Genomic DNA, 14,567 nt, shown 5'->3' on the forward strand with positions numbered 1-14,567 from the left:
CAGTTCACATTTCATGTCTTAAATCTTTCCTGCCGTCGCGAAACAGTTTCCATTAACTACACTTATCTCTGGAAAATAACCCCTCTGATGGAGATTACCTTTATGGCTAATGGTCACTATGATCTGAAAAAAGCGAAGAATGGACAGTTTCACTTTAACCTGAAGGCCGGGAACGGAGAGATTATTCTCACCAGTGAAATGTATGCCAGTAAAGCGTCGGCTGAAAACGGGATTTCATCGGTTCAGACCAACTCACCCGATGAAGCACAATACGAAGTCAAACCCTCGAAAGATGGCCAGTTTTACTTTGTGCTGAAAGCGAAAAATCATCAGGTGATTGGCGTCAGCGAAATGTACACCACAGAAAGTGCATCGAAAAAAGGTGTTCAGTCGGTGGTGAAAAACGGCGCAAGCACTGATATCCGCGATTTGACGCAGTAGTTCTCAATAATTTCTGTTTTTAGCTATTCAGGAGCGGAGAAGGAAATTGATCTGGCTCCTGAATAGTCTAATTAGCGCTGTAATACCCACACGAAATGGCTGCTTTTGATCAACTCAGACGTTACAATTCTGACCTTTCGTCGCCCCGCATCCGGGACGGCCCTGACTTGTGATCAGACTGAGATTGACTATGTTTACCCCCGATTCTTTTGTTCCGGAACTGCTTTCCCCCGCCGGCTCCCTGAAAAACATGCGTTACGCTTTCGCGTATGGTGCTGACGCGGTTTATGCCGGTCAGCCGCGTTACAGCCTGCGTGTACGTAATAACGAATTTAACCACCAGAATCTGGAGATCGGCATTAACGAAGCCCATGCTCTGGGGAAAAAATTCTATGTGGTGGTAAACATCGCACCGCATAACGCCAAGCTGAAAACGTTCATCCGTGACCTTCAGCCGGTTATCGACATGGGGCCCGATGCCCTGATCATGTCCGATCCGGGTCTAATCATGATGGTGCGCGAAGCGTTCCCGAAGATGGATATTCATCTTTCGGTGCAGGCTAACGCCGTGAACTGGGCGACGGTAAAATTCTGGAAACAAATGGGGCTGACGCGTGTGATTTTATCGCGCGAGTTGTCACTGGAAGAGATCGCCGAGATCCGCGCGCAGGTGCCGGACATGGAAATCGAAATCTTCGTTCACGGTGCGCTGTGTATGGCCTATTCCGGTCGCTGCCTGCTTTCCGGCTACATCAATAAACGTGACCCGAATCAGGGAACCTGTACCAATGCCTGTCGCTGGGAATATAAAGTGCAGGAAGGCAAAGAAGACGCCATCGGTAATATCGTGCATCAGTACGAACCGATCCCGGTTCAGCAGGTGGAAGCCGCAGAACCCACATTAGGTATCGGTCAGCCGACAGATAAAGTGTTTATGCTCGAAGAAGCCATGCGCCCCGGCGAATACATGAGTGCTTTTGAGGATGAACACGGCACTTATATTATGAATTCCAAAGACCTGCGCGCCATTCAGCATGTGGAAACTCTGACAAAAATGGGCGTGCATTCACTGAAAATCGAAGGGCGTACGAAATCCTTCTATTATTGCGCGCGTACCGCACAGGTTTATCGCCGGGCCATCGACGATGCCGTCGCCGGCAAGCCTTTCGACCCGACGCTGCTTTCCACCCTTGAAGGTCTGGCACATCGCGGATATACCGAAGGTTTCCTGCGTCGCCATACTCATGACGCACAACAGAACTACGAATATGGTTTCTCCGTCAGTGACCGTCAGCAATTTGTCGGCGAGTTCACGGGAAACCGGATGGATGGCTGGGCTGAAATCGATGTGAAGAATAAATTCAGCGTCGGTGACAGTGTGGAAATGATGACGCCGCAAGGTAACGTCCAGTTCAAACTGGAAGCGCTGCGCAATAAGAAAGGCCAGCCAACTGACGTCGCGCCGGGTAACGGCCACATGGTGTATGTTGCATTGCCGGAAGACGTGAATCTGGAATTCGCCATTCTGTTGCGCAATCTGGAAGAAACGGATACCCGTAATCCGCATTCGAAATAAGGTTTTGGTCGAAAACAAGAATTCGATCACATCTATTTCTGACCGGGCTCGCTAATATGCATTCGCAATTTACTTCGAATGCAAAATAAAGCACCGGACTATACCAGGAACCACCTCCTTGGCCAGCTCAATCTCCCTTGAGCTGGCTTTTCTTTTGTATTCATCTCACTCTTCATTTAACTAAAAATTCTCTTATTCAACTTAAAACTTTCGATTACTCTCATTAATAACGTGGCGTTCTGTTTTTTTAATAAATACGTTTCTGAAAAACAAACGTGCTTTTTAATAATGTCATTGCAATTATTTAACTCCAAAGTCAAATTTTCGCTGATTAATCCGATAGCCAAATACCGCCCCTATCATCTATTGTGGGCAGACGTAGATAAAAGGAGCGTACATGACCACAGCAATGCTGATTTTAAATGGAAAAGGCGCAGGCAATGAAGAGCTGCGGATAGCCATCGGTGCGCTACGTAAAGAGGGTGAAAATCTCTATGTGCGCGTCACCTGGGAGTACGGAGACGCCGCACGGTATGTGGAAGAAGCCATCGAACTGGGCTGTGAAACCGTGATTGCCGGGGGGGGAGACGGCACCATCAATGAAGTGGCGGGTGCGCTGGCACAATACGCAGGCCAGCAGCGTCCCGTGCTCGGCATCGTGCCGCTGGGCACCGCCAATGATTTCGCCACAGCCTGCAATATTCCCCTGCAACCGGAACAGGCGTTACAACTGGCAGTGAAAGGCCGTGCGGTGGATATCGATCTGGCCAACGTGAATAACCAGCATTTCTTTATCAACATGGCAACCGGCGGTTTCGGCACGCGTATCACCACCGAAACGCCGGAAAAACTCAAGGCCGCACTCGGTGGTGTGTCCTATTTCATCCACGGGCTTTTGCGCCTGGATACATTGAAAGCTGACCGCTGTGAAATTACCGGCCCGGATTTTCGCTGGGAAGGCGACGCGCTGGTCATCGGAATCGGCAATGGCCGTCAGGCCGGTGGTGGGCAACAAATTTGTCCGGATGCGCTGATTAACGACGGGTTGCTGCAATTGCGGCTACTGACGTCAGAGGAGTTGCTGCCCTCATTCCTGCGCAGTTTGCTCAATAACGAAGAGAACAAAAACATTATTTCCGCCAGCCTGCCCTGGCTGGAAATCACCGCGCCGCACGATATGACGTTCAATCTCGACGGCGAACCGCTGACCGGAAAACAGTTCAGAATTGAAGTTCTTCCTTCTGCTATTCAGTGCCGATTGCCTCCTCACTGCGAACTTTTAGGCTAACCCCCTCCTCTGCTGTTCATTCTCTGTACTGTGATCTGACTTACAGTACAGAGCAAACCTACCCTTATTTTTGTGATCTTCTCCGCTAAAACTTCATTCACATACTTGTATGGTAGTTGCGCATTACCTAATTTTACTTTGCCGATGTCGCTGAATAATTCCTTTATGAATTTTGGCGGGCACAAACGACACATTTCTTTTGACGACTCTTATTAATCCGGTGACGGAATGCAGGGGTAGTATGATTAATCATCATAAAGAAAGACCGATATCGGTGAAAAATATGCTCGCCTACGGCGGAGGAGATTTCTTCGGCGGCGGATGTTTTGCGGTATTAGGTCTGTGGATTATGTTTTTCTATACCACCTATGCCGGATTAAGCCCTGCAGAGGCCGGTGCCGTTATTGCCACCGCGCGTTTGCTGGACGCTTTTTTTGATCCGCTGATGGGATATGTCACGGATAATTTTTACCGCAATCCTCTCGGTAAGAAATATGGCCGTCGCGGTTTCTTCTTCTTATTTGGTGCTCCGCTGATTATGGTGACCTACATTATTATGTGGGTCAGCGGCATGGGATTCTGGTACTACCTGTTTACGTATATTTTATTTTATGCCGCTTATACGCTGGCCATTGTGCCCTATGAAACGCTCGCAGCGGAAATGACATCCAGCTTTAAAATGCGCACTAAACTGACCGGCGTCAGAATGTTTTTCTCAACCGGTGCCGCGATATTAGCTGCCTGGTTACCGGGACGGATCATTGCTTATCTCGGTGATGATTCCTCATCCTCTTTCCTGATTATGGGCGTGATTTTCGGCGTTCTGTTTGCCGTGGTGATCCTGATGCTTTACTTCTACACCTGGGAACGACCAATTCCGGTGGATGAGGCGGCGCCGAAGTTATCTTTTCGCCGCGATATGAAGCATCTGTTCAGGTCACTGGTCTCGACCATGAAAGTGCGCACTTTCCGCCAGCATGTCGGGATGTATCTGGGCGGTTATGTCGCGCTCGACGTCCTGGGCGCAGTGCTGGCTTATTATATTATTTTTGTTCTCGGCCAGAATGCCGTGACGGCTTCTAATGCCATGACATTAATGACGCTGGTGCAGTTCGTCTGCGTGGCGCTGTTTATTTTCCTGTGCATGAAATTAGGCAATGGCGCGTCATATCGCATTGCACAATTATTTATGCTGGCCAGTGTCGGGTTATTTTTATCCATACACCTGCTGCAATTACCGTTAAATATGTCGCTTATTTATCTGTCGGTTATTCTCATGGGCGTGGGACGTTCCGGTACCAGCTATGTTTGCTGGAATATTTACAGTTTTATTCCTGATGTGGATGAAATGCTGACAGGTAAACGACGCGAAGGAATTTTTGCCGGTGTCATGACCTTCGTGCGCAAAGCCGTTCAGGCGGTCGCATTATTTGGCGTCGGATTATTATTGCAACACTACGGATTCACCCCGAAAAGCAGTTCACAACCCGCCGAAGCGGTATATGGGATAACCTTGGTCTTTGGCGCGGGTTCGGTTGTTTTCCTGCTGGTGGGCTTATACAGCTCCATGAAATTCCGCCTCACCCGCCATAATCATGCCCTGCTGGTAAATGAAATCGAACGCCTGAAAGCCGGTGGCAGCAAATATGACGTCACGCCGGAAACGCGCCTCGTCACCGAGCAGCTTACCGGCTGGCCTTATGAAAAATTATGGGGCGATAACAATATTCTTAGTCAGACCGAAGATAATCTTCCTCTGAATTCCACCGAACTTTCAACCGGAGCCGACCATGCAAAGAATTGAATTCAGCCTGATGCAACAGACCATCCAGCGCGCCCTGCAAAAAGCGGGACTTGATGAAGGCGACGCGCGAACTTGCGCGCGCATCCATACTGAATCGAGCTGCGACGGTATTGCATCACATGGCCTGAACCGGGTGGCGCGTTTTGTCGATTATGTTCATAAGGGCTGGATAGATATTCACGCTAAACCGGAGCTGGAAAAATCTCTCGGCGCTATCGCCATCTACAACGGCCACCGTGGAATTGGCATCACCAATGCTCTGTTTGCCGTCGAAAAAGCGGCAGAGATGGCGAAGGAATACGGTGTGGGGATTGTGGCGCTGAAAAACAGCAGTCACTGGATGCGCGGCGGCAGTTATGGCTGGCACGCGGCACAACAGGGCATGGCGGCGATTTGCTGGACCAATACGGAATCCTGCATGCCCGCCTGGGGCGGAAAAAACACCCGCATCGGCAATAACCCGTTTGTGATGGCGGTGCCAAGACACAAAGGTCCGATCGTGCTGGACATGGCGATGTCGCAGTATTCCTACGGCAAATTACAGGTTACGCGGCTGAAAAACGAAAAACTGCCGTTCCCCGGTGGCTACGATAGAGACGGCAATCTCACGGACGATCCGGGCCCGATCGAAACCTCCATGCGCATTTTACCCACCGGCTACTGGAAAGGTTCCGGACTGGCGATTGTGCTCGACGCCATGGCTGCACTGTTATCCGCTGGTTCACCCACCAATGAGATCGACAAAATTGGCGAAGGCAGCTGCACCGGCGCCAGCCAGATTTTTATGGTATTTGATCCATCGCAGCTGGGCGGTGCCGAATTCACCGAACGCATGGCTGACAGCGTCGCGGACTATGTGAATCAGTCCGAACCTGCCGAAAACAGCCGCGACGTCCGTTATCCGGGGCAAACCGCTGCTGCCAACCGCGAGCAAAACCGCCGGCTCGGCATCCCGGTGGATGAAACGGTGTGGGATGAAGTGATGCGGCTCGCAGAATAAACCTCCCCCCCTCCTCAAAGCCCGCCTGTCACTGACAGGCGTTTTCGTTTTCCCCCCGGAAAATTCCTGCAGACAAAGTGTGATCCTTCCCAGCAAAAAACGATTTACATACTTGTATGGTAGTTCGCATATGGCGTATTTATAACCAAAGAAAATGCATCCTACTTTTACTGCAAAAGGTCGTAACCGATGAAAATCGTGAATGCTGAAGTCTTTGTCACCTGCCCGGGGCGCAACTTTGTTACGTTGAAAATCACCACTGACAGCGGGCTGACCGGCATCGGGGATGCCACGCTGAATGGCCGCGAATTACCGGTCGCCTCCTACCTCAAAGATCACGTTTGCCCGCAGCTGATTGGCCGCGACGCGCATCAGATTGAAGACATCTGGCAGTTCTTCTATAAGGGCGCTTACTGGCGTCGCGGGCCGGTCACTATGTCGGCCATTTCTGCCGTCGATATGGCGCTGTGGGACATCAAGGCTAAAGCCGCTAATATGCCGCTGTACCAGCTGCTTGGCGGCGCATCTCGCACCGGCGTGATGGTTTACTGCCACACAACCGGCCATTCTATTGATGAAGTGCTCGACGATTACGCCAAACACAAAGAGCTCGGGTTCAAGGCTATCCGCGCGCAATGCGGCGTGCCGGGCATGAAAACAACGTACGGCATGGCGAAAGGAAAAGGCCTGGCCTACGAACCGGCAACGAAAGGTAACTGGCCGGAAGAGCAATTGTGGTCGACCGAAAAATATCTCGACTTCACGCCAAAACTCTTCGAAGCCGTGCGTAATAAATTCGGTTTCGATGAACATCTTCTGCATGACATGCACCACCGCCTGACGCCAATTGAAGCGGCGCGTTTTGGCAAAAGCATCGAAGAATATCGTCTGTTCTGGATGGAAGATCCGACACCGGCTGAGAATCAGGAAAGCTTCCGTTTGATCCGCCAGCACACGGTGACGCCAATTGCGGTCGGCGAAGTGTTCAACAGCATCTGGGATTGCAAACAGCTGATCGAAGAACAGCTGATCGACTATATCCGCACCACGATCACTCACGCGGGCGGGATCACTGGCATGCGTCGTATTGCCGATTTTGCTTCGCTGTATCAGGTGCGTACCGGCTCGCACGGGCCTTCTGACCTTTCCCCCATCTGCATGGCGGCCGCCCTGCACTTTGACCTGTGGGTGCCAAACTTCGGCGTGCAGGAATACATGGGGTATTCCGAGCAGATGCTGGAAGTCTTCCCGCATAACTGGACGTTCGATAACGGCTACATGCATCCGGGCGAGAAACCTGGGCTGGGTATCGAGTTCGACGAGAAACTGGCAGCAAAATATCCGTATGAACCGGCCTATCTGCCGGTAGCCCGTCTGGAAGATGGTACTTTGTGGAACTGGTGAGGGAACAAACATGAACAGCGTCGTTATACAAGAACCCGGAAAATTAGTCATCGAGCAACGTGCTTTGCCGGTACCTGCCGCCGGCGAAGTACGAGTTCGGGTCAGTCACGCCGGTATCTGCGGGTCCGATGTGCATATCTATCACGGCCACAATCCCTTCGCGAAATACCCGCGGGTGATTGGCCATGAATTTTTCGGCCACATTGACAGCGTGGGTGAAGGCGTAGAAGCATCACGCATCGGCGAACGTGTCGTGGTCGATCCGGTGGTCAGCTGCGGGCATTGTTATCCCTGCTCCATTGGCCGCCCGAACGTGTGTGCCCAATTGCAGGTGATCGGCGTCCACCGTGATGGCGGGTTCAGTGATTACGCCTGCGCACCGGCGAAAAACGCCTACGTGGTCCCTGCCGCCATTCCGGACAAACTCGCCAGTATGGTCGAGCCGTTTACTATCGCCGCCAATATCACTGCCTTTTTGAAACCCGTCCCGCAGGACACTGCGCTTATCTACGGTGCGGGCCCGATGGGGCTCACCGTGATTCAGGTGCTGAAAGGCGTGTATGGTGTGCAGAAAGTGATTGTCGCCGACCGCATCGACGAACGGTTACAGATGGCGCTGGCCAGCGGCGCAGACTGGATAATCAACAACAGCGAGCGCAGTGTGGCTGATGAACTGGCCGCCGAAGGGGTATCCCCGACGCTTATTGTGGATGCCGCCTGCCATCCGGCCATTCTGCAGGAAGCCATTCTGCTGGCCTCACCGGCGGCGCGCATCGGCATGATGGGCTTTTCCGGTGAGCCAAGTTCAGTGACACAGCAAAGTATTACCAGCAAAGAAATTTCACTGTTTTCATCGCGACTGAACAGCCACCGGTTCCCGCAGGTGATTGAATGGATGGAGCAAGGAAAAATCGCGCCCGAAAAACTGGTGACGCACTGGATGCCTGCCAGTGAAGTTGAAGCCGCCCTGACGCTGTTTGAGAAAGATCAGCGTTCCTGCTGCAAGGTTTTACTGACGTTTTGATATTTGGCTATTTTTGAAAAAATAACGGGAGGATTTTAAATATCCTCCCGTCAGCAGTACCTCATATTCTACCTACAAAAACGCAACACTATTAAAACGACACCTACAAGTGGAGCACCTATGTTCAAGAACTTACGCTGGATTATCGTATTCCTGCTGTTCCTGGTTTACATGATCAATTACCTCGACCGCGTGGCGCTGTCGATTACTGTTCCGATGATAGAAAAAGAACTGACCATTAACCCCGAACAATTCGGCATGATATTTGGCAGTTTCTTCTTCGGTTACGCGATATTTAACTTTATCGGCGGACTGGCAGTGGATAAATTCGGTCCGACGCTGGTAATGGGATTAGCCGTCGGATTATGGTCGGTATTTTGCGGCATGACCGCTATCGCGACCGGCTTTTATTCCATGTTAATCCTGCGGGTATTATTCGGTATGGCCGAAGGACCGATTTGCGCCTCGGCAAATAAGATGATTAACGGGTGGTTCCCGAAGAAACAGGCGGCTACCGCGATGGGCTTGCTCAGCGCCGGTTCGCCTCTCGGCGGCGCTGTCGCAGGACCAATTGTCGGGTATCTGGCGATTTCCTTTGGCTGGCGGCCTGCCTTTATGGTGATCGCTTGCATCGGGATTATCTGGATGGCGGTGTGGTTCTTCACCGTCGCCGATAATCCGCTGAAAAGCAAACGTGTTTCACCGGAAGAGTTACGTTTAGTTGATCAGATGAAAAATGAAAATATCAGCGAAGAAGAAGATCTGGCGCAGGCCGCGCACGGTCTGGGCTATTATTTACGTCAGCCGATTATCCTGGTCACAGCCTTTGCCTTCTTCTGTTATAACTATATTTTATTCTTCTTCCTCAGCTGGTTCCCGGCTTATCTGGTGCAGGCGCATGGCCTGAATATTAAAGAAATGAGCCTGACAACCGTTATTCCGTGGATTGTCGGCTTTGTCGGACTGGCACTCGGTGGGTATATTTCCGATAAAATTTTCAATATCACCGGTCGCTTATTACTGTCGCGTAAAATTATATTAGTGGTCAGCCTGTTCGCCGCAGCAATTTGTGTCGCGCTTGCAGGGATCGTGACCAGCGTCGTTCCGGCGGTCATTCTTATGTCGGTGTCTATTTTCTTCCTGTACACCACCGGTGCTATTTACTGGGCAATTATTCAGGACGTGGTACATAAATCACGCGTCGGCGGTACCAGCGGGTTTATCCATCTGGTCGGCAGTGTGTCGGGCATTATTGGTCCGGTCGTGACCGGTTTCATCGTACAAAATACCGGTCGCTTCGACAGCGCCTTTATTCTGGCTGGCGGCGTTGCTGCGCTGGGCGCAATTCTGGTGTTCTTCGTGATTAAACCGCCCAAACACACGCCAGCCACAACCCTGTCTCACAACTGATATTCTGAATACAACGAAAAAATCCGGCTCTCACGCCGGATTTTTATTCAGAATCAGCAGGTTTAGATCTGATCCACCCACACCCGCATTTCACCTTCCCCGCGGTTTGCCCAGGTAAAGTAAGGCACAAACGTCATGGTTTGCGGTGTCATTTCCTCTGGCGGCGGATTGAAACTGTACAACGGTTTCTGACCGGCCTGAACCGATAACCGGCGCTCGCCTTGCGTCTGCAACAAGGTTTTACCGACAAACAATCCGCTGCCCGAAATCAGGCGAAATTGTGCATCCTGCGGCAGCCGCACATTATGCAGTTCACTGCCGTTGTCGGCCTGTTCAAGGCAATACACCAGCGGGCCGCGCTGTATCGCCACCTTTCCTGCAACGTGTCGCAACAGGGCATTACCCTTCACTCGCGTCACCGGCATCGGTAATGTCATTTCAATGCGATCGCCTTTCTGCCAGTCGTGCGTCAGACGTAAATATCCGTTGCGCGTCAGAGCGGACAATTCCAGCGGTTTACCATTAAACGTCACCTGCGGGCTGGCGCACCAGTCGGGTAAACGTAATCCCAGCGTGGCTTCCAGCGGTGCATCGGTATCGACTTCAATCAGCACATGTTCCGTCCACGGATAGCCGCCGGACTGTTTCAGCCGCAACGGTTTTCCGCTGACCATCGCCTGCACATCACTGCCGATATACAGGTTGATGTCCACGCCGTCAGGGCGCTGGGTATAGATGTAATGTCCCAGCGAAGCCAGCAGTCGCGCGATATTCGGCGGGCAGCAGGCACAGCCGAACCAGCGCTGACGCACCGGTTTTACGTGGTCATAAATATGATTGAACGGAATACTTTTCGGATGCACTTCCAGCGGATTCACGTAAAAGAAATGTTTACCGTCGAGCGCCATCCCGGCCAGCACGGTGTTATAAAGCGCCCGCTCCATGACATCGGCATAGCGACTGTCAGAGTCCATCTGCAACATGCGGTTGGCAAACATCATCAGCCCGATTGAGGCACAGGTTTCCGTATACGCCGTGTCATTTGGCAGATCGTAATCCGAAGAAAACGCTTCACCGCTGCTTTGTGAGCCGATTGAACCGGTAATGTACATCTGCCGCTGGGTCATGTTTTCCCACAACCGCTGGCAAACTTCGCGTTTTTCCTGATCCTGACTCAACCGTGCCAGATGAGCGACACCGGCATACAGATACACAAAGCGCACCGCATGGCCGATGGCCGTCGTTTGTAGTGCAACCGGCATATGCGCCTGACTGTAGGCTTTATCTTTGACCATCCACGCCGGACCGTAAGTATTCCAGTGCGATGTTTTACCCCGTTTTTCATATTCAATATCGTAGAAATGCGGCTCTGCGCCGCGTGGCTCAACAAAATAACGGGTCAGCTCGAGGTAACGGGTTTCACCGGTGGCTTCGTATAAACGCATCAGCGCCAGTTCAATTTCCGGATGACCGGGATAGCCGTGCAGCTGTTGATCTCCCGGTCCGAAGACATCCGCGATGTGATCGGCAAGCTTACAGACGATTTCCAGCAAACGCGTTTTCCCGGTTGCCTGAGCATAAGCCACACCGGCTTCGATAAGATGTCCTGCACAGTAAAGCTCGTGACATTCAGCCAGATTCGCCCATCGCTGTTGCGGCTCTTTCACGGTGAAATAGGTGTTCAGATAGCCGTCGGGTTGCTGCACCGCGCCCACCAGTTCGATCACCTTATCCGCCGTTTCCTCTAACGCAGGATCCGGCGTTTTTGCCAGCAAATATCCGACAGCTTCCAGCCACTTCGCCACATCGCTGTCCTGAAAGACCATACCGTAAAACTCCCCCTCACTTTGCCCGGCGGCGATACGGAAATTCTCAATAGCATGACTCGGTTCTGCATCTGCGACCTCATCATTCAGGGCTTTCCACTGATAAGGCACAACGACTTCTTTAACCAGCCGCTGATATTCCAGCCAGAACGCATCAGAAATATTGACTTTATCGAGCGGTACTTCTAAAGACTCAACCGGAGAAAACGACATACAACCTCCTGAATATAAAAAATAATTCTCAGACCTTCACGGCCAGATCATGCGACATCCGCGTCAGCAGTTTGTTATCGAGCTTGCAGAACATCAGCGTGCCCGCCAGCAGCACATGCATCACCGCAGGCAGCAGGGTTTCCAGCAAGGTGATCCCGCCCAGCGACGCCGCAGTCTGATGTTGTGCACCGGCCTGATACGAAACCAGAATGAACACCAGGCTGATAATCCCGGCGCTCGATGCCCAGGCTAATTTGATGAAAAACAGGTTGAAGGCGAAGTTCATGCCAGAGGAGCGGATACCGTTTTTCCAGTGCCCGTAATCGTCGGCGAAGGCCATCAGGGAGAAGTGCAGCGGCAGCGTGAAACCGAGGATCACGCAGTGAACAAAGATGATGCCCAGCCACAGCGTCTGATGCTGTTCGCCGGTGGGAACAAACCACAGCAGCAGAGAAAATACCGCCAGCACCAGATTAGTGATCATGTACAAACGCACACTGTCGATAAATTTGGTCAGCTGGTTGACGATCACTGCGCCAAGAATCGATGCCAGCGTGACCATACCGAAGAACAGTGAGGCGTAACCCGCGCCACCTTTCAGCACGTAAGTGATGAAATACATGTAGCCGCCACCGCGCAGGTTAAACACGTTGATCAGCAGGAAAGACATCAGCAATACCAGCAGCAATTGATCGTTTTTCAGCATCCCGCGGATGTGCTCTTTAACGCTGAACTGCCCGAGCAGCGCCAGCGGCAGGCGTTCCCGTACCGTGAAAAAGCACCACAAAAACATCACCACCGCAACGGCGCACAGCAAACCTACACCCTGCTGATACCCGACGGCAGCATTGCCTTTACCCAGCACCTGAACCAGCCACGGCAGCCCGACAGAAACCAGGAATCCCGCTACGCCACAGAGCACAAAGCGCCAGGACTGGCAGGAAATAACCTCGCGATGATCGGTCGTCATGGTGTTGATGAGTGCGCAATACGGCACGTTGATCGCCGTATAAGATACTGACAGCAGAAAATAGGTAAAAAAAGCGTAGGCGATTTTGGCGTCGCCACTCAGACCGGGAACAGTGAACGTCAGGAAACCCACCACGCCAATCGGCAACGCAATCCACAATTGCCACGGACGAAAACGCCCCCAGCGGCTTTGCGTGCGGTCAGCCAGAATGCCCATGAGAGGATCGGAAATCGCGTCTATCACGCGCAGGGAAATAAACAGCGTGCCGACGATTGCCGGCGTCAGACCGAAAACATCGGTATAAAAAAATGTCAGGAAACTGGTGATGAGGCAGGTAATTATCGTGCCACCAGCATCACCCAGTCCGTAACCTATTTTCTCACTCACAGAAAGTCTGGCATTGGCAGAAGCTATTCCGCCCTCACCAGTTACCGGCGATGCGCCGGTATTAATTGAATCCGTTGACATGTTTTTCCTCGCTTGTATATCGTTATTAATAAGCAACAGGAACAGGGTAAATAAGAATAATGACTCACATCAGCCCGAAGAATAAATAAGGTACGCTGCCAATCTGGCACACAGGCATCACGTCAACAAGAGGAGGATAAAGTAGTTAAACGGGATAATTCCGACTTAAAACTCTATTCTGTGAAGCAGATCAAAAGCTCCCGGCACGTTGCTGGCTGTTGATGCTTCCTGTGCTACTGTCAGGCTTCAACACCCCGTCAGGAGCCTGAAGCATGTCTGAATCTCTTGCTTTTCCAGTCAGCTATCCGGTTAAAGTTCAGAATGGTGGCTTATTCATTTCGAGAGGGATTGGCACACATCCGACCCGGAGACTCAGTTCGCATGAGTTAATATACGTGGTTTGCGGCACGCTTTCGTTACAGGAAGAAAATACGCGCTTTGATCTGCATGAAGGCGAAAGCTTATTATTATTTCCCGGACGTGAGCATAAAGGCATAACCACTTTCGATTCTGACTTAAAATTTTACTGGCTGCATTTTGATTTTGTGAAAGATATTGCAATAATTAAACCACAGCCAAATAATCCCTCTTTACAGCTGGATATTCCACAGCATTGCAAAGTCAAAGACAGAGAGACTATTCTGACTTTGTTCAGATTATTTTTATATGAGCAGGAGCGCGGCGGAAATTCCCTTGAGTTGTTTTTGATATTACTTTTACAGGAAGTCTCCCGCGCATGGCCGGAAAACGTCGAACCCGATGGTCCCGGCGTGGCGCTGGCGTATAAAGCCCGACAGCTGATCACAACACAATTTCACTTGCCTCTGGGGGCTACGGAACTGGCGCAACGGTTGCATTGCAACGCAGATTATCTCGGGCGGGTGTTCCGTCTGACGTTCCAGATGACGCTGACCGATGCGCTGCATAAGCAACGGGTAACGGCGGCTGAAAAGCTTTTACTGGCCAATACCGGAAACGTTGCAGATGTGGCGCGCCTGACCGGCTTTAATGATGTGGCGTATTTCCGGCGGGTATTTCGCAAACTGTTGGGGATCACGCCCGCAGCCTACAAAAAACTGTATTGTCGTGAACATATCAATTCACAGTAATTCTTGCGCTAACAATCTCAAGATCCTGAGAAAA

At 51.4% G+C, this 14,567-nt stretch carries 11 protein-coding genes; 9 read left to right on the forward strand and 2 right to left on the reverse strand.

Annotated features, from left to right (window positions below; genetic code table 11):
- Window positions 1-102 precede the first annotated feature (102 nt).
- From D6C13_RS04810 to D6C13_RS04845, 8 genes are all read left to right on the forward strand, one after another.
- Window positions 103-441 (forward strand): YegP family protein, encoded by a 339-nt coding sequence (locus D6C13_RS04810; protein ID WP_120131857.1) that lies wholly within the window; start codon window positions 103-105, stop codon window positions 439-441.
- A gap of 190 nt (window positions 442-631) precedes the next feature.
- On the forward strand, window positions 632-2,017 hold the full coding sequence (trhP, locus tag D6C13_RS04815; RefSeq protein ID WP_120131697.1) for a prephenate-dependent tRNA uridine(34) hydroxylase TrhP: 1,386 nt from the start codon (window positions 632-634) through the stop codon (window positions 2,015-2,017).
- Between the two features lie 397 nt (window positions 2,018-2,414).
- Window positions 2,415-3,305, forward strand: a complete 891-nt coding sequence (gene yegS / locus D6C13_RS04820) for a lipid kinase YegS (protein WP_120131698.1) — start codon at window positions 2,415-2,417, stop codon at window positions 3,303-3,305.
- Between the two features lie 241 nt (window positions 3,306-3,546).
- Window positions 3,547-5,109 carry an MFS transporter gene (locus D6C13_RS04825; RefSeq protein ID WP_120131699.1) on the forward strand — a complete coding sequence of 521 codons (1,563 nt, stop codon included), beginning with the start codon at window positions 3,547-3,549 and terminating at the stop codon, window positions 5,107-5,109.
- Window positions 5,096-6,109, forward strand: coding sequence for a 3-dehydro-L-gulonate 2-dehydrogenase (gene yiaK, locus D6C13_RS04830; RefSeq protein ID WP_120131700.1), 1,014 nt, complete (start codon window positions 5,096-5,098; stop codon window positions 6,107-6,109). The genes D6C13_RS04825 and yiaK overlap by 14 nt, the downstream gene beginning before the upstream one ends.
- 189 nt (window positions 6,110-6,298) lie before the next feature.
- Window positions 6,299-7,513: a D-mannonate dehydratase ManD gene (manD, locus tag D6C13_RS04835; RefSeq protein ID WP_112288901.1), complete on the forward strand. Its 1,215-nt coding sequence runs from the start codon at window positions 6,299-6,301 to the stop codon at window positions 7,511-7,513.
- A gap of 10 nt (window positions 7,514-7,523) precedes the next feature.
- Complete coding sequence (locus tag D6C13_RS04840; protein WP_120131701.1) at window positions 7,524-8,537, forward strand: Zn-dependent oxidoreductase; 1,014 nt, start codon at window positions 7,524-7,526, stop codon at window positions 8,535-8,537.
- A gap of 120 nt (window positions 8,538-8,657) precedes the next feature.
- The gene (locus tag D6C13_RS04845) at window positions 8,658-9,947 is read left to right on the forward strand and encodes an MFS transporter (RefSeq protein ID WP_120131702.1); all 1,290 of its coding nucleotides are present in this window, start codon (window positions 8,658-8,660) and stop codon (window positions 9,945-9,947) included.
- A 62-nt stretch (window positions 9,948-10,009) separates the two neighbouring features.
- On the opposite strand, the gene D6C13_RS04850 is transcribed toward D6C13_RS04845, so the two are convergent.
- A complete protein-coding gene (locus D6C13_RS04850; protein ID WP_120131703.1) occupies window positions 10,010-11,986 on the reverse strand; it encodes a glycoside hydrolase family 127 protein in 1,977 nt (658 codons plus the stop codon).
- 28 nt (window positions 11,987-12,014) lie between these two features.
- Complete coding sequence (locus D6C13_RS04855; protein WP_120131704.1) at window positions 12,015-13,424, reverse strand: MFS transporter; 1,410 nt, start codon at window positions 13,422-13,424, stop codon at window positions 12,015-12,017.
- A gap of 272 nt (window positions 13,425-13,696) precedes the next feature.
- Between D6C13_RS04855 and D6C13_RS04860 the strand changes: the two genes are divergently transcribed.
- The gene (locus D6C13_RS04860) at window positions 13,697-14,533 is read left to right on the forward strand and encodes an AraC family transcriptional regulator (RefSeq protein WP_120131705.1); all 837 of its coding nucleotides are present in this window, start codon (window positions 13,697-13,699) and stop codon (window positions 14,531-14,533) included.
- Window positions 14,534-14,567 lie beyond the last annotated feature (34 nt).

Origin of the sequence: Rahnella woolbedingensis (assembly GCF_003602095.1) — a bacterium.
In the GTDB taxonomy this organism is placed as follows: domain Bacteria; phylum Pseudomonadota; class Gammaproteobacteria; order Enterobacterales; family Enterobacteriaceae; genus Rahnella; species Rahnella woolbedingensis.

Coding starts and splice junctions, on each gene's coding strand:
- D6C13_RS04810 (WP_120131857.1), top strand. CDS start 103: ATGGCTAATGGTCACTATGATCTGAAAAAAGCGAAGAATGGACAGTTT.
- trhP (WP_120131697.1), top strand. CDS start 632: ATGTTTACCCCCGATTCTTTTGTTCCGGAACTGCTTTCCCCCGCCGGC.
- yegS (WP_120131698.1), top strand. CDS start 2,415: ATGACCACAGCAATGCTGATTTTAAATGGAAAAGGCGCAGGCAATGAA.
- D6C13_RS04825 (WP_120131699.1), top strand. CDS start 3,547: ATGATTAATCATCATAAAGAAAGACCGATATCGGTGAAAAATATGCTC.
- yiaK (WP_120131700.1), top strand. CDS start 5,096: ATGCAAAGAATTGAATTCAGCCTGATGCAACAGACCATCCAGCGCGCC.
- manD (WP_112288901.1), top strand. CDS start 6,299: ATGAAAATCGTGAATGCTGAAGTCTTTGTCACCTGCCCGGGGCGCAAC.
- D6C13_RS04840 (WP_120131701.1), top strand. CDS start 7,524: ATGAACAGCGTCGTTATACAAGAACCCGGAAAATTAGTCATCGAGCAA.
- D6C13_RS04845 (WP_120131702.1), top strand. CDS start 8,658: ATGTTCAAGAACTTACGCTGGATTATCGTATTCCTGCTGTTCCTGGTT.
- D6C13_RS04850 (WP_120131703.1), bottom strand. CDS start 11,986: ATGTCGTTTTCTCCGGTTGAGTCTTTAGAAGTACCGCTCGATAAAGTC.
- D6C13_RS04855 (WP_120131704.1), bottom strand. CDS start 13,424: ATGTCAACGGATTCAATTAATACCGGCGCATCGCCGGTAACTGGTGAG.
- D6C13_RS04860 (WP_120131705.1), top strand. CDS start 13,697: ATGTCTGAATCTCTTGCTTTTCCAGTCAGCTATCCGGTTAAAGTTCAG.